At 50.8% G+C, this 23089-nt stretch carries 25 protein-coding genes; 8 read left to right on the top strand and 17 right to left on the bottom strand.

Annotated features, from left to right (window positions below; translation table 11 throughout):
• Window positions 1-88: 88 nt before the first annotated feature.
• Both A5320_RS11630 and A5320_RS11625 read left to right on the top strand, forming a co-directional pair.
• Complete coding sequence (locus A5320_RS11630; RefSeq protein WP_197490071.1) at window positions 89-1609, top strand: bifunctional metallophosphatase/5'-nucleotidase; 1521 nt, start codon at window positions 89-91, stop codon at window positions 1607-1609.
• Window positions 1606-3303: a GGDEF domain-containing protein gene (locus A5320_RS11625; protein WP_068064504.1), complete on the top strand. Its 1698-nt coding sequence runs from the start codon at window positions 1606-1608 to the stop codon at window positions 3301-3303. The genes A5320_RS11630 and A5320_RS11625 overlap by 4 nt, the downstream gene beginning before the upstream one ends.
• A gap of 50 nt (window positions 3304-3353) precedes the next feature.
• Here A5320_RS11625 and A5320_RS21715 read toward each other — a convergent pair whose 3' ends face one another.
• The gene (locus A5320_RS21715; RefSeq protein ID WP_082971694.1) at window positions 3354-3704 is read right to left on the bottom strand and encodes a BON domain-containing protein; all 351 of its coding nucleotides are present in this window, start codon (window positions 3702-3704) and stop codon (window positions 3354-3356) included.
• A 193-nt stretch (window positions 3705-3897) separates the two neighbouring features.
• On the opposite strand from A5320_RS21715, the gene A5320_RS11615 reads away from it, so the two are divergent.
• Window positions 3898-4755, top strand: a complete 858-nt coding sequence (locus tag A5320_RS11615; protein WP_068064502.1) for a hypothetical protein — start codon at window positions 3898-3900, stop codon at window positions 4753-4755.
• 30 nt (window positions 4756-4785) lie between these two features.
• On the opposite strand, the gene A5320_RS11610 is transcribed toward A5320_RS11615, so the two are convergent.
• From A5320_RS11610 to A5320_RS21710, 3 genes are all read right to left on the bottom strand, one after another.
• Entirely contained in the window at window positions 4786-5106 is a 321-nt protein-coding gene (locus A5320_RS11610) for a BON domain-containing protein (protein ID WP_068064500.1), read from the bottom strand.
• Between the two features lie 108 nt (window positions 5107-5214).
• Window positions 5215-5526, bottom strand: a complete 312-nt coding sequence (locus A5320_RS11605) for a BON domain-containing protein (RefSeq protein ID WP_068064498.1) — start codon at window positions 5524-5526, stop codon at window positions 5215-5217.
• A gap of 109 nt (window positions 5527-5635) precedes the next feature.
• On the bottom strand, window positions 5636-5788 hold the full coding sequence (locus A5320_RS21710) for a DUF3309 domain-containing protein (protein ID WP_082971693.1): 153 nt from the start codon (window positions 5786-5788) through the stop codon (window positions 5636-5638).
• Between the two features lie 299 nt (window positions 5789-6087).
• Between A5320_RS21710 and A5320_RS11600 the strand changes: the two genes are divergently transcribed.
• Window positions 6088-6516: a PRC-barrel domain-containing protein gene (locus tag A5320_RS11600; RefSeq protein ID WP_068064495.1), complete on the top strand. Its 429-nt coding sequence runs from the start codon at window positions 6088-6090 to the stop codon at window positions 6514-6516.
• A 254-nt stretch (window positions 6517-6770) separates the two neighbouring features.
• Here A5320_RS11600 and A5320_RS11595 read toward each other — a convergent pair whose 3' ends face one another.
• The 9 genes from A5320_RS11595 to A5320_RS22150 all read right to left on the bottom strand — a co-directional run bounded on the left by A5320_RS11595 (window position 6771) and on the right by A5320_RS22150 (window position 12804).
• Window positions 6771-7217, bottom strand: a complete 447-nt coding sequence (locus tag A5320_RS11595; protein WP_068064493.1) for a hypothetical protein — start codon at window positions 7215-7217, stop codon at window positions 6771-6773.
• Window positions 7210-7809, bottom strand: coding sequence for a hypothetical protein (locus A5320_RS11590; protein ID WP_068064491.1), 600 nt, complete (start codon window positions 7807-7809; stop codon window positions 7210-7212). Before A5320_RS11590 ends, A5320_RS11595 begins: the two co-directional genes overlap by 8 nt.
• 1 nt (window position 7810) lies before the next feature.
• The gene (locus A5320_RS11585) at window positions 7811-8155 is read right to left on the bottom strand and encodes a hypothetical protein (RefSeq protein WP_082971692.1); all 345 of its coding nucleotides are present in this window, start codon (window positions 8153-8155) and stop codon (window positions 7811-7813) included.
• A gap of 56 nt (window positions 8156-8211) precedes the next feature.
• Window positions 8212-9075 (bottom strand): GGDEF domain-containing protein, encoded by an 864-nt coding sequence (locus A5320_RS11580; RefSeq protein WP_068064488.1) that lies wholly within the window; start codon window positions 9073-9075, stop codon window positions 8212-8214.
• Entirely contained in the window at window positions 9068-9637 is a 570-nt protein-coding gene (locus A5320_RS11575) for a hypothetical protein (RefSeq protein WP_068064486.1), read from the bottom strand. The genes A5320_RS11580 and A5320_RS11575 overlap by 8 nt, the downstream gene beginning before the upstream one ends.
• 250 nt (window positions 9638-9887) lie before the next feature.
• Entirely contained in the window at window positions 9888-10880 is a 993-nt protein-coding gene (locus A5320_RS11570; protein ID WP_068064484.1) for an OmpA family protein, read from the bottom strand.
• Complete coding sequence (locus tag A5320_RS11565; RefSeq protein ID WP_197490070.1) at window positions 10877-11287, bottom strand: DUF4398 domain-containing protein; 411 nt, start codon at window positions 11285-11287, stop codon at window positions 10877-10879. Before A5320_RS11565 ends, A5320_RS11570 begins: the two co-directional genes overlap by 4 nt.
• A gap of 163 nt (window positions 11288-11450) precedes the next feature.
• Window positions 11451-12284, bottom strand: a complete 834-nt coding sequence (locus A5320_RS11560; protein ID WP_068064482.1) for a BON domain-containing protein — start codon at window positions 12282-12284, stop codon at window positions 11451-11453.
• 136 nt (window positions 12285-12420) lie between these two features.
• Window positions 12421-12804, bottom strand: coding sequence for a hypothetical protein (locus tag A5320_RS22150; protein ID WP_197490069.1), 384 nt, complete (start codon window positions 12802-12804; stop codon window positions 12421-12423).
• Window positions 12805-13081: 277 nt separating this feature from the next.
• Here A5320_RS22150 and A5320_RS11550 point away from each other — a divergent pair, with 277 nt between their 5' ends.
• From A5320_RS11550 to A5320_RS11535, 3 genes are all read left to right on the top strand, one after another.
• Entirely contained in the window at window positions 13082-13822 is a 741-nt protein-coding gene (locus tag A5320_RS11550) for a Crp/Fnr family transcriptional regulator (protein WP_068064963.1), read from the top strand.
• Window positions 13823-13926: 104 nt separating this feature from the next.
• A complete protein-coding gene (locus tag A5320_RS11545) occupies window positions 13927-14784 on the top strand; it encodes a Crp/Fnr family transcriptional regulator (protein ID WP_082971691.1) in 858 nt (285 codons plus the stop codon).
• Window positions 14785-15614: 830 nt separating this feature from the next.
• Window positions 15615-16418: a substrate-binding periplasmic protein gene (locus A5320_RS11535; RefSeq protein WP_068064477.1), complete on the top strand. Its 804-nt coding sequence runs from the start codon at window positions 15615-15617 to the stop codon at window positions 16416-16418.
• 40 nt (window positions 16419-16458) lie between these two features.
• Here the strand turns inward: A5320_RS11535 and A5320_RS11530 are convergent, their stop codons facing one another.
• A complete protein-coding gene (locus tag A5320_RS11530) occupies window positions 16459-17442 on the bottom strand; it encodes a GlxA family transcriptional regulator (RefSeq protein ID WP_068064473.1) in 984 nt (327 codons plus the stop codon).
• A 121-nt stretch (window positions 17443-17563) separates the two neighbouring features.
• Between A5320_RS11530 and A5320_RS21960 the strand changes: the two genes are divergently transcribed.
• Window positions 17564-17737: a hypothetical protein gene (locus A5320_RS21960; protein WP_157605781.1), complete on the top strand. Its 174-nt coding sequence runs from the start codon at window positions 17564-17566 to the stop codon at window positions 17735-17737.
• A 179-nt stretch (window positions 17738-17916) separates the two neighbouring features.
• Here A5320_RS21960 and A5320_RS11525 read toward each other — a convergent pair whose 3' ends face one another.
• From A5320_RS11525 to A5320_RS11515, 3 genes are all read right to left on the bottom strand, one after another.
• Window positions 17917-20298 (bottom strand): TonB-dependent hemoglobin/transferrin/lactoferrin family receptor, encoded by a 2382-nt coding sequence (locus tag A5320_RS11525; RefSeq protein ID WP_068064467.1) that lies wholly within the window; start codon window positions 20296-20298, stop codon window positions 17917-17919.
• A 198-nt stretch (window positions 20299-20496) separates the two neighbouring features.
• Window positions 20497-22002, bottom strand: coding sequence for a DUF2271 domain-containing protein (locus A5320_RS11520; protein ID WP_068064461.1), 1506 nt, complete (start codon window positions 22000-22002; stop codon window positions 20497-20499).
• A complete protein-coding gene (locus A5320_RS11515) occupies window positions 21968-23068 on the bottom strand; it encodes a hypothetical protein (protein WP_068064457.1) in 1101 nt (366 codons plus the stop codon). Before A5320_RS11515 ends, A5320_RS11520 begins: the two co-directional genes overlap by 35 nt.
• Between the last annotated feature and the right edge of the window lie 21 nt (window positions 23069-23089).

Here is a 23089-nt window from a genome sequence, read left to right as displayed (position 1 = left end):
GCTAAAAGCTGAAAATTCAAGCAAGCTGGACGCTTTAGAATTAGCTCATTCAAACCATTATCGGAGACTGCCACTCAGGATGAAGTTGTTGTCGTATTTGTCATTGCCTGTCACTTGCCTGTTGCTTGGCACTTGCTTACTGTCGCTGTTGACCGGTCATGCTGTCGCCGCTGAACGTCAGGCCCGGCTGATTTTTACCGCCGAATTGCCCCGCATTCTCGAAACCGAACAAGGCGATTACGCCGAGCTTGCCAGCATCGTCAAAACCCAGCGTAAGCAACCCATACCTACTTTTTTTCTGTTTGGCGGCGATAGCTTAGGGCCCAGTACTCTGGCTTCCTTTGACCGCGGTTCACACATTATTGATATCCTGAATTTGCTGGAGCCGGACGCGATGGGCGTGGCGAAACGTGAATTCAGCTTTTTTGAAGACGAGTTATCACTGCGCAGCTATGAAGCATCCTTTCCGGTGGTGGCCAGCAATCTGTTTGATCCTATTACCGGAGGTAATCTGGATGGCCTCGAATCGTCAGTGATTGTGCAACAAGGTGATGTTCGTTTAGGTGTAATAGCGGTGTTTTCGCCGGCAGCTGCCGAGCAATATCCGCTTAACCGGGTGATGATTACGTCGCCTGAAGAAGCAGTCCGTGAGCAATCGGTGTTGTTACGACAAGCCGGCGCTGAGCTGATTGTGTTGTTATATTCCGCCAATTTTGATTTTGTCGACGGTCTGATCCAACAACGGGTGGTCGATGTTGCTTTGCGCAAAAACGAACTGTTCCGGCTGACTAAAACCGAGTTACCCAAAACGCTGCCTGCCAATATTAACTTAAGCGCACCAGGTGAAGTGGCGGTGGTCGATTTACACTGGACCGCCGGCGCGCCGGAAACTTTGCAACTCAAACCTACCTTTCAACAGCTGAAAGCGCAGCAGGCGGATCCGGCAGTATTGAAGGTGGTGAAAAGTCACTCCGCCCGACTGGAACAATTATTAGGTGAAACCATTGGCACCACCACGGTCGAGCTGGATACCAACCGCCGTCTGGTGCGTAGTCAGGAAAATGCGCTGGCGAATCTGGTGGTTGATGCCATGGTCTGGCATACCGGCGCCGATATCGCGCTGGTCAATGCCGGTAATATTCGTGGTGAAAAACACTATCCGGCCGGGACTACTTTAACAAGGCGCGATATTGCGATGGAGTTACCCTACCGCAATCAGGTAGTGCTGGTGCAGGTGACCGGCAAACAACTGCTGGCGGCACTTGAAAACAGCTTAAGTGAATTTGAATTATTGCGCGGCCGTTTTGCCCACCTCAGTGGGATGCAAATGCAGTTTGACCCGAGCCAACCTGTTGGAAAAAGGGTGATTTCAGTGCTCATTAATGGTCAGCCTTTAGTACCCAAACAGCAATATAAGCTGGCGACTTTTGATTATCTGGCCGAAGGGGGTGATGGCTACAAAGCGCTGGTTGAGTTGCCGCAGCTTAATTACAGCAATCAAATGAACAAGCTGATTGCCGAAGTGGTGGTCGATTACATCAAAATGCAAAAAAATATTGCGCCTGTGCTGCAGCAACGGTTGGTCAATACTGCGCGGAGCCAGCCATGAGCTATGCCAGCCACGACAAAACGGGTCATGACAAAACAAGTAGCCACAAGCCGCTGACCCTGCCAATTGCTGAACTGCGCGGTATGGTGCCGATTAAACGCCGTTATTCGATTACCACCATGCTGACGTTAACGTCGTCGCTGGTATTACTGTTGTTGATTTGCATGGCTGCCATGATGCAAAGCCGGTTAATGCGGCTGCAGGGGAATATTGGTGATATCGCCACTAATGCTATTCCATCTGTGGTGCACTCAAGTAAAGTGTACAGTAAAATCAATCAGTTACTTTATTTAACCGAAGCGATGGGTCAGGCGCCCAGCCAGGCAGTAAGGCATAATCTTTATCTGGATATTCAGCAAAATTTGCTAGGTTTAGAGCAGCTGACTGCCGATCGGCAAAGTGTGTTGTATCAGGAAGCGCAATTGGTCGCGCTAACCGAAGAGCTCCACAGTCTGAACGAACTGACCAGCCAGCGGCTGGATCTACAGCAGCAAGTGCAAACGCGACTGACCCAGGTGTATCTGCTGTATGAACAATTACAGCGCGCCGCCAAAACTGAAACTTCTGCCAGCGGGCAGCAAGCCGTAGGTTTGCTGGACGTCGCTGAAGTTGTTGCGCAATCAGGTAAAGCTCTGACCATCAATCGTTTGTTGATGCTGCGGCAATTACAGCAGCAGGTGAGCAAGCAACTTGCACAAGTTGCGCCTGGAAGTCCGCAGGCTGTCGCCAGTAAAACTAATTTGTTGCAACAGCAATTACAGCAGCTACTGCTGGCCGATGATGGTGTGTTTCCACTACGTATCGAGCAGCTGGTGGTGACCGGCCGCGCCAATGGCCGTAGTAATTTTGTGCGCAATTTAGTGCTCGATTATGCCAGGCTCGCTGAAAATAGCGCTTATGATGTCAGCGTCACAGTGCTGGCCGATGCCGAGCTCAGCAATACACAAATCCGTCAGTACAGTCAGCAAATTCTGCTGGTGTCAGCGTTGGCACTGTTGTTTCTGGCGGCTGGTATTTATCTGGTGCATTTGCGGGTAGTGCGCCGGCTGGAGCAACTAAACACCAATGTGCTGAAACAGATGCAAGGTAAACCGGCAGCTCATCAAATTTCCGGTCATGACGAAATTGCTGCGATTGCCCGATCGTTTCAGTTTTTCGCTGCCACCGTGAAACAACAACAGCAAGCACTGGAATTGTTGTCTTACACCGATAGTCTGACCGGGCTTGCCAATCGCCGTGCGCTGGAACTGCGGCTGGCTGAGCAGCTGGCACAGGCGCAACGGCAACAATGGCCGTTGTCGTTACTGATGATTGATGTCGATTGCTTTAAAGCCTTTAACGATCATTATGGCCATCAGGCTGGTGATCGGACTTTACAGCAAATTGCCGGGTTGTTGCAGCAAGGTTTTAACCGCGCGACCGACAGTGTGGCGCGTTACGGCGGTGAGGAATTTGTAGTGATCCTCCCCAATACCAACAAAATCGGCGCGCTAGCGTTGGCACATCAGCTACAGGAACTGGTGGGACAGGCGGCCATTCCGCACGAGCACAATCTGGCGGCACCTTATGTAACGGTCAGTATTGGCGTGACGTCACTGGAGCGAGCCGGGCCTGCCGACTATGACATGATTTTACGGCAGGCCGATAATGCGCTTTATCAAGCCAAAGATGCGGGCCGCAATACTGTGGCCTGAACAAATGCTGACCCTTCACAGCTTCAGCATTTGTCCCGACACAAGCTGGCTTATTGTTTAATGGCCAGTTCGTTGTTCACCGCTTTCACACCATTGACTAATTTTACCAACCGCACCGTTTCATCAATCTGCGCCTGAGTGCCCAATAAGCCGGTCAACTTGACATCACCCTTGGTTGATTCGACTGCGATATCAAACATATTAATTTCCGGCGCTTCCAGCAGTGCTGCTTTCACATCTGCGGTTAACGCCAGATCGCTGGGTTCCACCGGCACGGTTTCGGTGGTGTAAGGCGCTGGTTTGACTGAAGGCGGTTTATCGCAACCACTGACTACCAGTAAGCTGCTGGTGGTCAGCAACAGTATCCCTAATGGCTTGATGATATTTCTGGTTATGTTCATGTGTGCTCTCACTGGTAAGCCACTTTCGGGCGAAAGAGGTCACCACCATACTGCACTGGTACCAAAGTCCGGTCTGTGCGCTGGCGTACCTCAATGGATGTGTGGTGTTGCGGACTGGCTTCGAAGCTGTAGAAAACTTGTACGATAAAAGCTGCAGATGCTATTTTGTATAAAAGAACGAGTCGGAGTGGTGATGAAGGCTGTTGTGTTGTTGGTATTGCCACTGATATCCGGCACTGTGCTGGCCAAACCTGGCATTGACTGGCTCAGCGTGCACTGGCCGCCATTTCGCATTGCTGATGGTGCCGAAAAAGGTCAGGGGCACGTTGATCAGATGCAGCAAATGTTGATGGCGGAATTACCGCAATATCGACATCAGGTGCACTACAGTAATTTCGCCAGAGTAGAACAGGCCTTAGCTGCACCCACAGCTCAAACTTGCATTTTTTCGTTGCTTTACAATGAGACCCGCGCCAAAACCATGCGTTACAGTATTCCGGCGGTGATTTCGGTGAATGTGATGTTGCATGTAAGGGCAGAACACCCGTTAGCACGGCAATGGCAAACCGGAGCCGGAGTGGCGCTGGCCGAAGTGACCGCCGATCCGGCGATTAATGGCATGGTTGAGCGCAATCGTGGTTACCCGGCAATCGTGAAACAATATCTGGACGTTGCCGACAGTAATTTAAGCAGTCAGTCACTGCAAAATATTAATCCGGTGGATTTGCTGCTGGCAAACCGCTTTGATTATCTGATTGAATTTCCAGACAGGGTTCGATATTTCCAATCGATTGCACCGCAAAAAAGCCAGTTGGTTGACTTGCCTATCCGCGGACTAGATCCGTTGATGGTTTCATATGCAGCTTGTCAGGATAGTGCGGAAGGGGAATTGCGGTTGCGGGATATTAACCGGGCACTCCAAAAGTTGCGTTCGACCAAGGCTTATCAGACCTCGATGATGCAGTGGTTAAGTCCACACCGCCAACTGCAGCTGCAAAAATACTTACCGCAGTTTATTAGTGATGTGAACCCACCAAAGTCTTCAAAATAATCAATCGGTGATTGATGATTTTTTTAACGGTTATTCTTTGATTGTCAGTCGGTTATTGACTGATTTTACCCCAGCGACTGCCGTAGCGACCCGCAGCGCCTGATCAACTTCGGCCTGCTTGTTTACTTCACCGCTGAGTTCAACTGCTGCATCATTACTAGTGACCATAATTTCATAACTTTTCATCATACTGTCACTTTGCAGCGCATGTTTGACGCGGTTGCTAATGTCAGTGTCGGTCTGTGCGGCGACCGTGGTCTGGTCGTTTGGTGCGTCGGCAACTGCGGCGACAGCCAGCAGCGGCGTACCCAATAACAGCAGGGCGAAAGTTACAGGTTGGAATAATTTCATGATAAAGCTCCATCTACATTTAAAGTGAGGGGGCCGGTTGATGCCCCGGTTTTACTTCCTACGAACAATTCTTTGCCAGCGATAATGGCCATCGTCAACAGCGACTGATCACTTCACCCGCATATCATTTTTAACTGATGTCACGCCTTTGACCTGACGTGCCACAGTGACTGCTTTATCGATATCGCCTCTGGAATTGACAAAGCCGCTCAGTTGCACCACACCTTTAAAGGTTTCGACGTTAATTTCAGCAACTTTTAGTGTCTCTTCGGCGAAGATCGCAGTTTTTACCTTGCTGGTAATCACGCTGTCGTCGAAGTATTCGCCGGTACTTTCTTTGTTGGTTGATGCGCCACAGCCAATCGTTGAAGCCAGTGCCAGAGTCAGAAAAAACGCGGTAATAATTTTTAAGCTCTTCATATCAAATCAATCCTATTGTTTTGGTTTAAATGGTGTTTTGGTTTAATCAATTGTGTTTTGTCGAAAGTTTAAAAAACTTAGTGCTGACCGATGTTGCGCCAGTCGGCTGCTACATGCGTCCGGTCAATGCCAGCACGATAACGATGATCAAAATCACGCCAAGGAAGCCGCCAGGCCGGTAACCCCATTCCCGGCTGTGCGGCCAGGTTGGCAGGACGCCAATCAACAACAAAATCAGTACTACCAATAAAATGGTGCTCATCAGGTCACTCCTCTGCCAAAAATCCTATGTATCAGTGCTGTAGTGTAAAAGTGGCCATCAACAGTGTCGGTGCGCTGGCGCACCAGCCGCATAATTAAATGCAACGAGTAACGAATGAGCTGCTGGCGATGTCAGTGTGTTGTGCCGTACAGACAGCGTCCGGTGTATCGCTCAGGATAAGTCTGGCGACAAACCTGTCGCCGGCAGTGACCGCGCCCGACCTTTGCAGCAGTTGTAAGCCGTTTGAGCATGCATGCCAGCGTCCGGACGCGGCCCTTTGAGATTCAATGGAGTTGACGATGAATTATCATGATCGTGATACCTATGGCATGTACAAAAGTCCTGGTTTTATTCCAGGCGTCACTGAACGTGGTCCGGGACCACAACTGATGGGCGCAGAAACCCTGATTGGTAATGACGTTTATAATTTGGCCGGTGAAGATCTCGGTGACATCAAAGAAATTATGCTGGACGTGCCAAGTGGTCGCATCGCTTATGCCGTGTTGTCGTTCAGTACTTTTCTGGGAATGGGCGAAAAATTATTCGCAGTTCCGTGGAGCGCTCTGACGCTGGATACTGTTGAAAAACGCTTTGTGCTGAATGTTGATCTGGACCGGCTCAAAGATGCGCCAGGTTTTGATAAAGGCCATTGGCCGGATATGGCGGACAGCAATTGGGGCAAGCGGATCCATGCGTATTATGGTGTGGAAACTGATCACCACGGCTAATCACCTTGGATACGCGGATTAAATCTTTGTCATAGCTGAGTCATATCAGCCCGGACTGTCGCCGATGGCATGGCAGTCCGGTTTTGTTGCATCATTAAAAGCGCGCAGAGCTGCGGCTTGGATTTGTGTGATGGGTGCAAAAATGGATGAAAAAACTGAGCTTTGATAGCCAGATCAGTTGTTAGAAATACCAGGCCGGTCTGCACTGGCGAATACGCCGACAAACATGTCGATCAATATTCTTTAAAATGGGTCTAGTAAGGCGGGTGTCGATGATTGAGTTTAATCAGCTTATGCCGGACCACATCTCGAAACAGCTGGGATTGCCATAACTGTTGCAGCAACCACCAGATACTTTGGGTTAACAGTGGCAAACTGAGTAAGGTGCTCCAGTAAGATTGCGGTTCTGCTGCAATTGGTGCCGAGGCATCTGCCGACATTTCTGATGTTGGTGCTGTCGCCAATTCGGGCGGGCGTTGTACCTGAGCATTTTCGGTGATGTATGCCCGACGCAACAAAACACCAGCGGCAATGCCACCCAGTAACACCGGCCAACTGGTCAGGCGCTCGGTCAGAATTTGCCGGAACTGAAGCTGGTTGTGTTGCTGCAACTTACGCTCGGCAGCGATCTGTTGTTGCAGTTGCTGAATTTGTTCATTCAGCGAATAGACTGGTTGTGGCGTGGTTTTTTGCTTAGACATCGCGGTTATTCCCGGTTGCTGTGGGCTGTTCAGCCGCCGCGGTGGTTGTTTTTGTGGTGGGTTCGATCGTTGGTTTTGAGGTTGGTTTTAACAGCGCCATGGTCGCCGGAAAACACAGATAACAGCTTTGTGTCCGGATAAGTTTCAGACAAAGCAGCAGTGCCAGTACGTTCAGCAACAACACGCAACAAAGTGCCGCCAGGGTTGATAATCCGACACTTTTTAATAACAACACCCCAATACCAAGCAAACCGAGCCAGCAGCTAATTAATAACAAAGCCGCGAATAACGCCAGCATCAGCATATGCACCAGACTTTGGGCCGCGCGCTGTGTTTCCAGAGTCAATAATTGCAGTTGTGAATATAGCCGCTGGCGAAAACCAAACCACAACGCCACTACCGCAGCTGTTAAACTGCGGTCGGGCGTTGCGGGTTCAGCATTGGTTGTGTCTGCTGCTGCGCTTGCCTCTCCCGGCGTTACAACAGTCGCTGCTACCTCAGAAGGTGCTGCAGCACTGTCAGCGTCGGTTAACCCAGCCGTCAGGGCCTGATCAACCGGATCAGCAGTCACTCTGTTTGCTTGTTCAGCCACCTTAGTTGCTGGACTTGCGTGATTTCAGTAACCAGCTCAGTACAATGCCAGAAGCAACGGCTACGCCAATGGTGGTTAATGGACGAGCCTGGATCTGGCCACGTACTTTTTCGGTCAGACGCACCCTCGCAGCGTTCAGTTCTGCCGTTTTCAGCTCCATATTTTCCGCAGCATGGCCAGCAGCACCCGCTAAACGGTCCACTGCATTGTGGGCGGAGGTGGTCACACTGTCGATTGCCGGGTGGATAGCATCTGACACATGGTGAATGGCACTGTTGACACTTTGACGTACTTGTTCAATTTTCTGGTCTTTGTTGTTCGACATAAAATCACTTGGATTAGACATAATAACCTCGGGTTAGGTGCCTGGTGCGCCAGTTGGCGACTAAGCTGGTAAAAAAGTCAGTATGGCCGTTGCCGGCCTGGTTGTCGGTGCGTCAACACACGCACAAGGTGAGAATACGATTTTGTCGAAAATCCAGTCAGATCAACAGCATGGCCATTGTGATGGCTGTGGGTATCGGCGCTGTAAATACTAAAACAGCTGCCACCCCGGCGTTTCGACTGGTACATTGCATCATCAGCGGCCTGAATTAACATCTGCGCTTCGGTGCCGTGGATCGGATAAAACGCGATGCCAAGACTGGCGCGGATCTGCACTGGCTTATCGACAAAAATCACCGGAGCGGCCAGTGCCTGCAGAATTTTAGTGGCGATGGCAGCAACGGCTTCGTCGCTGTCGATCGCCGACAGTAGAATTAAAAACTCATCGCCGCCATGGCGGCTGATGGTATCGGAATCACGTAACACACTGCTTAGCCGGCGCGTCACCAGCTTCAGTACGTCATCACCGGTCTGATGACCCATGTTGTCGTTAATCTGCTTAAAATGATCAAGATCGAGAAAAATTAATGCGAGTTGCCGGTGATGGCGGCGGGCATAACTGATTGAACGGGAAATGCGGTCCAACATCAGTGTGCGGTTGGGTGTATCGGTGAGCGCATCACGCTGACTGGTGCGGGTGAGTTCGCCTACGTGGCTTTTCACTTGTTCCAGTTCTTGCTCGGCTTGCATTGAGGATAACACCAATTGCTGGTTCGCAGCGATTAAATCGCTGTGATGAGTTTGGCTGAATTCTGCTTGTAGCAGATCCAGACTTTGTCGCAGCCGCAGCAGTTCGATTTTGAACTGCACGGCTTGTTGGTGGAGACTGTTTAACGTGAGATGGGCGGCGGCAAATCCTGGGTGTATTTGAGGATCAGCCATGTTGATAAGTGCTCTGCACGGTAGCGACCTGATTTAGCAAGCGACGGCTCAGCGACAATCCAAGCAGCTTGGTAATCAGCTGACAACCACGAAACCATAATGATTGCCGGGCAAAAGCAGCAGAAGCCTGCGGCAATTGTTGCAAAGTATTTTGTACTGTTGCCAGTTGCTCGGGCCAGCTATGTTTTGGGTTGATTGCACCGAGCGCCGGGTATTGCGTGCCAAGCTGGCCGATGCTGTGAAAAAAAATTGCGGCGCTGCCTTCGGTTCCAACCAACATACTGAGTTGCTTTAACAACAAACGCCAGCTTTCCATCGAGCCAACGGCGTTGATATCTTCGGGCTGAACTGAACCATAGCCCGGTTGAGGCCAATGGCTAGTGACAGTGGTTGTCGTGCGCTGCGGCGAACTTGTGTTAGGTTCCATTTGTTCGGCAGGGCGACGGCTGGCGACTAGTCGAACCGGTACTGCGGCCAAACGTCTGCCCGACAACATGTGCTGGCGGTTGCCAATGCTACTGATCGGTGAATCGGTAAGTACTGGCTTGAATTTTTTCAACATGTCATTGGCCCCTCTGCAGTATTCGGTGGTTCGTACAGATGCTCAGTTTGGCTGTTTAGCCGCAAGCTGTCTGTCTGCAATCGCACATAAACGGTGGTTTTTCGTACAGAAACAGCGGCTGGAGCAATTGTTGAAAAATGTGTTGAAAAAGAAGGGAAGGAGCCGGGCGCAGCACGTGTTAGTGCTTTGCCCGGTATGTTGTTAGTTTTAAACAAAATATTTGGTTGAGCATCCTTGCTCAGAACTTAACTTATTTCGACGCAGTCATCGCATCGGTGATAATCACTTCCACCCGGCGGTTTTGCTGGCGGCCAGAGGCACTGTCATTACCGGCGACCGGCAAAGATTCACCTTTGCCGGCGGTGGTTATCCGGCTCGATGCGATGCCCTGGCCGAGTAAATAACCCTGCACGCTATCGGCGCGGCGTTGTGACAATCCGAAGTTGTAATCTTCATCGCCCACGCTATCGGTATGACCTTCAATGATCACACCGCGCTCCGGATAGGCTTTTAAGAATGCCGATAAATTGGCTAAATGGCTGCTGGAGCTGGCTTTCAGGTTCGACTGGGCAGTGTCAAACAGCACATCGCCCAACGTCACTACCAAACCACGTTCGGTGGTTTTTGCATTCAAAGCCGCTATTTGCGCTTGTAAATCAGCTGATTTGGCGTTGGCACTGTCAGCTTCCTGCTGCGAAAGTGCCGCTGCATTACGCGCTTGTTCTGCGGCAAGACGGTCTTGCTCAGCACCAGTGCGGGCTTGTTCAGCAGCCATTCTTTCCTGCTCTGCAGCAGTTCTGGCTGCAACCGCTTCGTCACGGGCACGTTCAGCGTCATTGCGGGCGACACTGGCATCCGAACGGGCTAAATCAGCTTCGCGGGTACGGGAATCAAGGCGGGCAGCATCACGGGCATCGGTCAGCAATTTGCGTTGATCCTGCGCGTGTTTGTCTTGCGCCTGTGCCCAGGCAATATTCACTTTACGATCGGCAATAAACACCAGATGATCAGACAACGCTTTGTCTTTGGTTGGTTTTTCCGCATCCTGTACTGCGGCATCAGCCTGCCGGATTGCGACCGGTGCTAACGCAGCAAGTTCGGCACTGGCCTGCAGTTTATTCAGTTGTTGCCTGGCGTAAATGGCGCCTTCAGGTGTTGCCGGTTTGGTGGCGCATGCGCCTAACAGCATTAAACTGATCGCTGCAGCCACAGCCGTTGGAGCCGACCTTTTCAAATTGTTCATGGTTTGACTCCGCTTTGATTGCGTAACATTTCCTGTTGCAGGATTTCAGTACTTTTTTTCATTTCGTCATTGACGGCAATGGCCTCAGCAGCGCCAGCGCGGGCTAAAGCTAATTCAGCGTCTAACTTTGATTGTTGTGCCAGACGACTGGCCTGCAGCATGTCTTTTTGTACGACAGCTGCACGTGCGTCCTGTAGTTTTTTCCGGGCTTCCGCCAGTTCGGAAGCCGCGTAAGTATTCACCCGCGCCTGCTCGGCGGTTAAAATTGCCTGCTCGGCGGCGGCTAATTCAGCGACCGGTGCCGGTACTGAACTACAGGCCATCACACTGCAAAGCACTGTGGTCATGATCAGCCAGCGGCTGGTGGCACCCACAGTCCATTGTCCTGTTTGTAAACGAGATTTCATAAATAACTTCCTTTATAGGACGGTGGAGATGGCCACCGTTTGCCAGTAAATCAGCCACGCGAAAACCAGGGTGCTGCAGCCGCTGTTGACGTCGGGAGGGTCACCCCTTCGAAGTCAACAGAACTTGCTCAGCCCCTGTAATAGTTCATGTGATCAATATTTTTCAGAAGGTCAGCGCCTTCGAGCTCACGCTTTTTACCCCGCGGATATTTTGCGCCAGCTCAATGGCCAGCGAACGTTCCGCGCCGCTGTCGACTTTGCCGGTCAGGGTTACAATGCCGGCATTGGTGCTGACGTTAATGTCAGTACCAGCCACATTGCTGGAATACAAATAAGTGGATTTCACTTTGGTGGTGATCCAGCCATCAGAAATGTTGTGGCTTTCGTCAGCATTTTTGTCTTTGGCGATTTTGGTGCGTTCGGCGGCAGTCAGCGGTTTGCCGCGGACTTTCAACTCATTGTTGATTTTGCTAACACCCCGGGTGTTTAAAGCCAGTTTGCCAGCGGCGTCTTTATCCGCCTGGGTATCGGCCGGACCTGTTAAGGTGACCACGCCCATCTTGGTACTGACATCAATGTCGGAGCCGTCGGTATTTTTGCTCCATAACAATTTTGATTTCACGGCTGCTGTGATGTTGGCATCGTCCATCCGTTCGCCATAACTGCCACCTGGCAGGGTCGGCCGGTAGTCGGCGGCGATTTCAATCTGATTGTCGACATCAGTAATACCGGAAACACCCAATGCGATAGCGTTGGCCAGCTCTTTGTTGACCTTTTCATCGACTTTACCGGTGAGTACGGCTTTGCCGTTTTGTACCACTACTTTTAGATCGTTGGCGCGAAGATAAGGATTCAACGCGTAGGTAGTCCAGATTTGTGCTTCCTGACGGGCATCATTCACCGCGGTAGAAGTGGCGTCCGCAGCAAATACATTGGGTGCTGACATGGTTAACAGCACGGCGGAAGCGAGCATAAACTGGCGATAATCTTTGTTCATAGTATTTCTCCAAAATCGAAACGGCGACGCCGCTATAAAAGGCAGTACTACTGAATACACTGCCACTGTTGGTCTGTTACTGGTTATGAGCCGTCGGCTGATGATGCTGACCATTGCGCACTGAAATGCCCTGTGCTTAGCAATTGCACTTATCTAAAAACTGTTTGACCTGTTTGTTTGCGTCACCCAGGCTGATCGAATAACGCAGATGAACCAGTTCGGCCAGGTTCTTTGCATCACCTTCGGATTTGAGCAGTTCGCTGGAACTCAGCTTGCCCCAATTTGATTTGGCCGCATTCACCTTTGATTTCCATTTACTTTTTAAAGCATCAGGTCTGTCAGCAGCTTTCATTGCAGTGGTCGCAACTGGGGTTTGGGTTTTGCTGGCTTTGTCGGCCGATTTGTCAGCGGCGACCACGGCAAGCTTTTTCTGCGCCTTGCTGCTGTCATCCTGATCGTCATGACTGTTATCTTTTCGCTTGCCGGTTGGTGCCTTGTTCTGATCACTGAATTTGTTCATGTTGACCTCTGGCTTGCACCGGAAATTGCGAGTTTGCAACCGCGGCGAAATCCAAGCTTAGGGAAGCGGGCACAGGCTGTCGGTGCGCCGCCGCTCATAGCCGGTGGTTTATCGTACAAAGCTAATCTCACACCACTCAGTGGCAGTAAATTTTGGTGGAAATAAATTTCGTCAGGCAATTAGCCAGTTATGTGTGGTCGCGCACAACATTGGCTGCAACAGCGTTGCATACTCGCGTCAAACCAGCATGGTGCTGGCGGCGAACGGGGCACCTTTTATGTCGAGTTCAACCATAGGTTCAGACTTTGGCTCTGGCGCAAATCAGTTGCTGGCGAAGTTGCCACCAAGGCAACGTCAGCAGTTGCTGCAATATTGTATGCCGGTTGAACTCAGCCTCGGCCGGTTGCTCTATCAGGCAGGGAAACCAATCAGCCATCTATATTGGCCGGTGAATGCGGTGTTATCGCTGGTGGCGGAGCTGCCGGGGCATTTGCCCTTTGAGCTGGCGCTGATCGGTCATGAAGGCATGCTGGGTGCGAGTACTATACTTGGGGTGTCGTGGGCGCCGGTGGATGCGATAGTGCAGGGCCGTGGTTTGGCGTTACAGCTACCGGCAGCGCAACTGCCACTGGTGCTTAGTAAAGTACCGGCATTGGCGACTATTCTGCAGCATTATCTGGTGGTGCAGCAGGCACAGGCGGCGATGCTGAGTGCTTGTGTACACTTTCATCAGCTACAACCAAGATTGGCGCGCTGGTTATTAATGACTGCTGACCGAACTAACAGCAAAGAGTTATTTTTGACCCACGATTTTCTGGCATCAATGCTCGGAGTCAGGCGCAGCGGCATCACAGTTGCAGCCGGGCGTTTACAGCAGCTGGGGCTGATTAGTTACCATCGCGGCACCATGAAAATGGTGAATCGGCAAGGGCTGGAAGCCGAAGCCTGTTGTTGTTATCAGCAACTAAAACACTGGTATCAGTTTGGGTTTAGCCAACCATTACCTAAGAATAATTGAATATATTTGTCCGTCTGTGCGTTGGCACACATATAAATGTGAGGATCTGTATATACTGATTGCTCTGCAACCGGCAGGATGCTCGGCAATCAGGGACAATTCACATGGTCAAAGAGGATTTTTTTGAACAAAATCACTTGCTTAGAGAGTTTCCACAGGATGTGCAGCAGCGGTTGTTTCCGCTGTTGGAATTGGTTAACTTACCGCTAGGTAAAGTTTTATATGATTGTGGGGATACCTCACAATATGTCTATTTCCCTACCGATGCCATCGTTTCGTTGTTGTATGTGATGGAAAGCGGCGCTTCAGCGCAAATCGCGATGGTCGGTAATGATGGGGTCGTTGGCGTGTCGTTGTTTATGGGCGGTGAAAGTACCACCAGCCTTGCAGTGGTACAATGTGCCGGTAATGCTTACCGGCTGAATGGCCAGCGTTTAAAAGATGAATTTAACCGCCACGGCGCTTTATTGCATTTGTTGTTGCGATACACCCAATCTTTAATCACCCAGATGTCACAGACGGCGGTTTGTAACCGCCATCACAGTATTGATCAGCAGCTGTGTCGTTGGTTGTTACTGTCCAATGATCGACTGCCGAGTGATCAACTGCATATGACGCAGGAATTGATCTCGAACATGCTGGGGGTCAGACGGGAAGGGATCACGGACGCGGCTGGTCGTTTGCAACGTCTTGGTGTCATGGAATACAGTCGAGGTCATATCCGTATTTTGGATCGGCCACTTCTTGAAACCTTGTGCTGCGAATGTTATGCGGTGGTCAGAACGGAAACTGAACGGCTATTGCCCTGGGTCTATCAAAAAGGCCGAACTGTGAAAACGACGCATGCCAGTATGGCCGTAGCCGATGAGACGCACACCAGCAATGCTCATACTACGTCTTCTCATGACAGTATTACCACCATCCAGCATGACATCCAGCCAAGATTTAGCAGCGCCGGTTAGCAGTTTTGTAAACATCATCCATGTTGGGTTGTCGCTGGCTGCAACTTATGCAGCCAGCTTCAGGTCTTCAGAAAATTTCCAATATCCGGTCAAACCAGGAACGCTGTACCAGCGGGCCTGCTTTGCTGACATTCAGTTCCTTGGCAAATTCCTGTCGCCTGGTTTTGGTGAAATGGCTCGATACCTGAAGTGTGCATTCAGGAACCGGGCTGTTAAATCCTGCAGTGAGGATTTTACGTGGCCTGATAGGGTTTGGTGAATCTGGTTGCTGTGGAAGGGTGGACGCCATAACTACCTCGGTTGATGTTCAGTAAAAAAACAAAACAGCTCTGTTCAGTCAATGCGGTCGGCAGTTAAAGAATAGCTTGATTTGTAAATCTGCAGCAGCGACCGCCAGCTGCAGTTTTTGTTTTGGCAAATTCTTTAGTCTGCTAATTGTATCGGTGCTTTGTGTCAGCTTTGTGATCGTCAACCCGCGCCAATTCTGGACAGCAGGGTTCCATGACTGTTGCCACATCCAGCGGCTGTTCCTGTTTTTACTATATAATTGTAAATAGTTGTGTACGTCACTACCGCCCACAGCAGCAATTTTGCTTGGCGGCACCACAAAAAATAATAGTTGCATTAAACCGCTCCTTGTTTAGCTCATCGCGACTGTTTAGCCGTGACCTGCAGCAAAATCCAACGAGCTGGCATGATCAAGGTTTAGGTATTTCTCGTCGGTGCGATAGCTCACATAACTTGCAGAATGTTCGAATGCTGACTGCAGATTTTGACAGCCGGGGTTACAGGGCGCAAAATTGAAACTTGGTGTTTTTCGTGGAGTTGTTATGCGACTGTTATTTTACAGCTGTTGTTTGCTGATGTTGTTCAGGTATGCCAGCGCCACGGAACTGACGGTGGTCAGCAGTGAAAAAATGCCCTACAACTTTAAGCAGGACGGTCAGGTCGTGGGGATGTCGGTGGACGTTGTACATGCGTTATTGCCGCAAATTCCGCCACTGCCAATTGAGATCATGCCGTGGCCACGCGCCTTTGATACTGCGTTGAAAAACCCGGAAGTCCTGATTTTCACCCTGGGTAAAACCAAACAACGACAACAGCAAGGCTTTGTTTATATTGGCCCGCTGTCGACCCGCAATCATGCCTTATATGCCAAAGATGCTTCATTCAAACCACTGCAAAGCCTGGCCGATATTCAGCATCGCCGTCTAGTGGTGGTGGGTCTACGTGGTGGTTGGCTCAGTGCTGAACTGCGCCGGCAAGGCATTGATGTGCAGGAAGTGGGCGATTATCAGCAGGCTTTGCAGATGTTGTTGCACGGCCGGGCGCATTTATGGCTGACCAATGATTTAGAAGTGGGGTTGCATTTAAAGCAGGCCGGTCATTTGCAGCCGTTAACTATCGCTTTGCCGCTGCGCTGCTCCGAAAATTATCTGGCGTTATCACCTGGCACTTCAGCAGCAACCATTCAAAAAATGCAACAAGCTTATAAACAGTGGAGCAAAAGTGCGGCGCCGGCAAAACTGGCTTTGCACTGGCAGCAACAGCTACAACAACCGGTGCGTTATTACCCACAGCATGGTTTTGTTTCTGGGGTCGCGCCCGCTAAAAAATGCCCGGATCAGGGTTAATTGTTCAAGTGAAGCTCCCAAAGTTCAGGTTCGATATCGTTTAGGTAAGATAAAACCGCTCGCGATAGGCCTTTGGCGTCAGGCTGGTGTATTGCTGAAATAGTTTTCGAAATGACGATAAATCCTCATAACCCACCACATTCAGCAGTTGCTCAATTGGCAACTGGCTGCTTTCCAGTAATTGTTTGGCTTTTTCAATCCGTTGTTTTTGTAAATAAGCCATCGGCGTATCGCCGGTACTTTGTTTAAAGCGGCGGATCAAGGTGCGCTGGGTCATCGCAAAGTGACTGGCTACTTGGGCCAGTTCAATATTTTCCGCCAGGTGGTCCTGTAAATACTGCTGAATTTTCAGGATTTTATCATCGCGTTGCGGTGCCATTTGCGACAAGGTCAAATAAGGGGTTTGTGAACTGCAGTTTGGATCGGTCAGCATAATTTTCGCCATTTGCTGGCTGAAACGCACGCCCTGGTGCAGCTGGGTTAAGGCTAAACACAGCTGAATATAAGCATTAGTGGCGCCTGCGGTATAGAGACCGGTTTGCTCCGACACTTTATGGTCAACCTGTAATTGCACTTGCGGAAAATAATAACGGAAAAACTCCGCTAAAAACCAACAGGTGGTAGCGGCTTTACCATCCAGTAAACCGGTGGCGGCCAGCGCAAAACTGCCATTACAGCTGGCGGCAATCGGGATCTGGCGCTGATGGGCATCAGCAAAATGCTGCTTTGCTGTGCTAAACAGGCTCATTACCGCCGTTAATTCGATATTGTTGTGGGCATAACTGCCTGGGATCACTATCAGCTGGCTGTGCTGGAAATCGAGCGGCTGGCACTCGAACTTCATCATGCCGGCCTGATGTTGCCGCTGATTGCTGATATCCATCAATTGCACCTGATACAGCGGCGCTTTCAAATCCGGCTGCTGGAACTGCGCTAAATCATTACAAAAGCGAAAATAATCGGCGATACCACAAACCTGACCGCTGGCAACCCCCGGATAAAGCACAATGCTGACCTGAATCATAATGTCAATTATCACCTTTTAAATGTCAATACTGACACTTTAGGTGAATTTGCCAGCGCTGTAAAGTGGCTGCAGATGTAAAGGCATAACCAGTGAAAGCAGATAGAGCAAGGAGTTCAGGATGAAACAAATTCATATCCAACTGATGGCGTTAGCGTTGCAATGGGGCTTGATCTTATGGCTGAATCTGCGGATTGAAGCAGATCCATTTATTCAACTGGTGGTGACGCCATTATTGTTACTGTTAAGTCTGGCGTTGTTGCCGGGGCGGCCGCAACAGCAGTCAACGCATTAAAAAGAGCTGGTCAATGTCGGCGAAAAAAAAGCCACAGTCAAACGACTGTGGCCGAGCAAAAAGCTCTACGCAGGACAGACTCTTACACACAGGGTTACGACAGCTTACGCACTACAACTTTATGAATTTCAAATATCTAACATTAATCAACATCGTGCTGTTACCAGCACTTTTGGCGGTTAAAAGGTATAAGCCAGACCGATCCTGGCATAACGGCCAGGTTCACTAAAACGTTCGATTCCATTACCGAGCACGCCACCTAGCACCGCGCCAGGGCTTTGATTAATAAAGCGAATGCGCTCCCAGCGATAATATTGTTTGTCCAGCAGGTTAAACACGCCGGCAGTGAGTTGCAGCTGCGGGTTGATATACCATTGCAGCGACAAATCCAGCACCGCAGCACTGTTGCTTAAATAAGTACTTGCAGGAACCACAGTGCCATTGGCTTGGGTCATAGTTGCGTCCTCGCGGCGTTTGCCTTGCACAAATCTGGAGTTCAGCTGCAGCGACACAGCATCCAGCTGATGACTGATACCTAGCACTGCCGACCAGGGGTTGATGCTTAAATACGGATCACCATTGGCTTTTTCACCACTTTGATAAGCACCTGACCAATGCATTTGCCAGGCATTGGCGCTCTGCCAGTGACCGGAAACTTCCGCCCCATGGACCTCGACTTCGCCGATATTTTGCGTCTGGCTATACACTGTGCCCATTGATTCAGTACAAACACCGCGGAAGCAACTCTGGTAGCGGGTCCCCGGGTTTTGCACCTGCTGTACCGATTCAATCAGATCGGTATATTGGTCACGAAACAGCGCAAACTTGTGCTGACTTTGTGCCGTTTCCAGCTGATAGGCCAATTCCAGATTCAGACTGCGCTCGCTTTTAAGCTCCGGGTTGGCGATAGCGCTCAGCACCGTCACTGTTTGTTTGCTGACGGCTTCTACTGCTGTCGTGGTAGCAGTTTGCAGGTATAAATCTTCGACCGTTGGCGCGCGAAAGCCACGGCCGAGCTGCGCTGAAACCGTATGGCCCGGCGTCAGCTCATACTGCAGTTGTGACTGCCAGCTCAGCGCCGCAAAATCGACATCCTGCACAGTGCCGGTTTTATCCTGATAACGTGGACCTGTGGTTGGTTGATAGTCGAGCTTGTCGTAACGCGCGCCCAGTACCAGCGTGGTTTGCTCATCGTTAAATTTAATTTGATCCCGCGCAAACAACGCATATTCATTGACTTGCGTCTCCGGTACCAACGCCGGATCCAGCTCGGTACTGGTCAGGGTGCTGCTTTGGCCGAGGTAACGCCGGTCGACAAAATCTGAGGCGACATTTTTTTGCTGGGTGCTAACGCCATACAGCCATTGCTGATTAAATGCGCTGCCGCTGAGTTCTTTGTCCAGCGACAGGCGCAATTGCTCAGCTTTCTGGCGGAAGCTGCGATCTTCAGCCCGCAAACAAGGCGTGACATTTTGCGCACAAGGCGAGGTCACCAACATCGTGCTGAGGCCTTTATTCAAGCTGTTCTGATGGTCGTAATTCAGCGTCAGCAAGTCATAAGCGGGGGTTGCGCCGCTATGTTCGTACTGCAGCCCATAACGGAAACGTTCACTTTGATCATCACCAAACCGGGCTAAATACGTGGCATCCTGCCGCGACAAATTCGACAACAAACTTGTCGAGCGTTGTAAATCTGCAGTCAGGCCAATCTGATGATCCGGCAGCAGTTGGTACTGCAATTTTGCTAGCAGATTATCGCTGCTGCTGTTCAACGGATCGGCGCTGGTGCGCGCCGGGCCGACGCTTTGGTCATCTTTGCGATACGCCTGCTGTTGATGGCCATCGCGTTTGGTGAACACCAGCAAAGCTTCCAGGCCTTGTTCGCGCCCGGCGACAATCATGCTTTGCATCCATTCCCGGTTCGAACCACTGTACTGCGCGCTTAATAGGGCATAGGCACTGTTGCCTTCTTGCGGTAAAAAGTCTGCAGCATCTTTGGTTTGAAATTGCACCGCGCCACCTAAAGATCCACTGCCGCTGGTGATCGCATCCGCGCCTTTGAGCACAGTCACCTGCTTTAACGCCGCCGGGTCCAGGCCACCACGACCGACCCGGAAAAAATCATAAGTGGCGAAACTGGCCGGATCCAGACTTTCACCCAGCGCCATGCCATCGACGGTCATCGAGATTTGATCACTTTCCAAACCGCGGATATTGATACCTGAGGAGCCAAAACGGCCGATATCGGTGACTGCAACGCCAGGCACGTAGCGCAGCATGTCGGTCAGATTAGTTGCTTGCTGCCGCTCCAGCTGTTTACTGTTGATGCTGGTTTGATTTAATACCGGGCTTGGCGACACATCAATGATGGTTGCGATTACTTCAACCGTGGTCAGTGTGGCGGTTTTGCTGGTTGAATTAGCTGCGGAGTTATTGCCAGAGGGCGCAGCTCGGTTTGAATTATCAGCAGCTAGGGCCGGTGCATCGGCAGCTAAAGTGAAAGCGTTGGCCGCACAGCCACAACTGATGGCCAGTGCCAGAATCGACAGCGAAAATTTCATGATAGTTTACCTTTGTTGATGCAGTTATTGATGCAGGTTCAGTACTGCAGGATGGCGCACACTCTAGATCAAATGAGAATCATTCGCAACAATAAAGATGAAATAAATATATATAAAACAATGACATAGGTATTTTTCAAACGTAGAATCCCCACTCGAATTGGTTCGGGTAGGGGGCTATGATCCAGACTGCGGTTGCTATCTGGATTGGTTGCTGCGAGAAGAAGAGGCTTGCACGATCTGCGTTGATTTAACCTGCCATTGAATGTCACCGAGCTCGAAGCGGCCATTAGTTTTGCCGTTGCTACCAGCCGTGAACTGCAGCGGTAAACTGAGTTTTTCGTGCTCACCATGTTCGCGGGCTATTTCCAGATGCAATACGTATTCACCTGGCGGCACCGGTCGGCCCTGTTCGTCGCGGCCATCCCATTCCAACTGATAAGAACCGGCTTTGCGGGTCGCGCCTGCCAGACTGTCCAGCGCTAACTGCGCCGGTTTGCCAATCCGCCGCCACCATTGGCGCAGCTCCTGATACCAGCGGGCTTGTTGACCCTGCAGGCTCAGTTGCCTTACCAACTGCTGCTCCTTGGTGCTCACCCAAATCGCCAGATATGGCCGTTTTGCCGCGGCAGCTTGTGGTCGGATCTGATATTTCAGTTGCATGGCCGCCTGCGGTTGCCACCGCTGTTGCTCGGCTAACCAGCTATACCACTGGGTTGAAGGTTGCAATACCGTGCTGGTGGCAGTGGTGATCTGCATTAAAGCTGCCGCTGGCGTTTTGCCATTGTTACCAGCCAGCAACGGCGGATGCAGCTCCTTCGGCAACACCGCCAGACTTTGCGCCAGCAACCAGGCGTCGACTGCAGTGGTCGCCACTACTGCCACTTGCGGGCCATATTCAACCGGCCAGCCTTCGCTTGGGTGCAGTAACGGACTGTAGTTGCGGTAACTCAGCTGATAGCCGCCTTGTTGTTTGCTATAAGCCAGCGCTACTTGTTGCAAACTGAGATCCAGCAAAGCAGCGGTGTTACTGTTATTGATTTGCCACGGCAAGGTAACGGCCCCTGCAACGCCATCTATGACGGTTACATCGCCAAGTTGTAGCTTCAGTTGGGAGCTTTGTGGAAACAACTGCTGACACCACTTTCTCAGTTCATCGAGCAGAAACGCCTGCTCCAGACCGCGGAAATTCCAGTGGATGTGCCGGTTTTGCATCGCCACTTCAGGGGGGGGGTGTTGCAACTGCCGGCTTTGCTGACGCAATGCCACCCGATCCGGCAATTGTCCCTGTAATTGCGCGCGCTGCCATTGCTGGTGAATACTGCCAAGCCGACAGCTAAAACCACGGGTTTGTTGATACCAGTGCTCGCAGCGTGTCAGCAACGATGCTAATGCCGAGTCCGGCGCAGGCTGTACACCTTGCTGATTGAGCTGCGACAGCGCTGAATCCGCTAAACTTGTATCCAGCTGTTGCGACAACAGGGTGATTTTTTGCTGCAGTTGCCGCTGCTGACGGGCAAAATCAGCAGTGCTGACACCTTGCAGTTCCAGCTGCAAGGTGGCGCCAAATGCCGGTTGTTGCCATCGTAGCGTAGGTCCGGCGCTGACCGGGTGACCGACCAGCACTACCAGGCCAAGCAAACCGCAGCATAGCCGCTGGCTTTGGCGGTTATTGGGGTTGGTATTGGGTTTTGGCAGTAACATCTGGTGTGCTCTTGTCGCCTTTTTCAGCTGCATAAGCTGTCACCGCTTTGGTGGTAGCTGCTGTTTTTGCTGCATTTTTGGTCGCGGTTTCGGCTTTTGGTAATGCCTCAGCCATTGTTACCAGCGCATCACCGGACGTATCCCAACGCTTAAACATCCGCGCACCCGAGGCAGCATATTCGGCCTGACTGAGCCAGCTATTGTCGTCTTTATCCAAAGCTTTAAACCGGACCAATGCTTGTTTGAGTTGGCTGGTGCGTATTGAAGCGACTTGCCGATCTAACCGGTCGACAAATTCGTTCAGATACTCATCCGCTGACAACAGGCCGTCGCTATTTACATCGGTGCGGTTAAAAGCGGTTTGCCGCTGTTCGAGATATTCAGCTTTGCTGACCAAACCATCCTGGTTTTGGTCATACATTTCCAGCATGCCCGCCAGATTATGGCTGGTGGGCATTTTTAATACGCTATTTGGCCGTACAGTTGACCGCACTGTTTGACGAACAGCAGCCCGTGCGGTAGCTTTTTCGGGCTTATCTGCAGCTGATTTGGTAGCGCTGACATTTACAGCCGCAGGGCGCTCCGAACGTGGCGTTGGCGCCGGATCCTGCTTATTGATCTGTAGGTCTTTATTGGTATCTAAAAAGGCAAAAGCCCGTTCACCACTGGCCTGATATTCCGCCAGACTGATAGCGCCATCCTGATCTTTATCCAGCGCTTTGACCCTGGTATGGGTTTGCTGAATTTGGCCATCACGCTCTTGTTTTAACTTCCGATCCAGGCGATCAGCATATTCAGTCTGGTAATTAACCGCCGTCACTTGCTGGTTTTTCTGTTGATCCATCTGCTGATAACGTTGCTGGCGGATCAGGTTAAATTCGGCCTGGCTGACATTGTCATCGTTACTCTGGTCAAACTCGGTGATAAAGCTGGCTTTGGCGGCCAAACTTGGCTGATGGCCGCTATCTGCCGGCTGCTTTTTCGCTGTGGTTTCTGCAGTGGCTGTTTGTAAATACACGCTACTCAGCGCCAGAAATAACGCCACAGAGATTTTATGATTTTGCATCATGAGTCCTTATAATTTATT

Origin of the sequence: Rheinheimera sp. SA_1 (genome assembly GCF_001669775.1) — a bacterium.
Taxonomy (GTDB): Bacteria; Pseudomonadota; Gammaproteobacteria; order Enterobacterales; family Alteromonadaceae; genus Pararheinheimera.
This window is presented reverse-complemented; position numbering and strand designations above follow the sequence as displayed.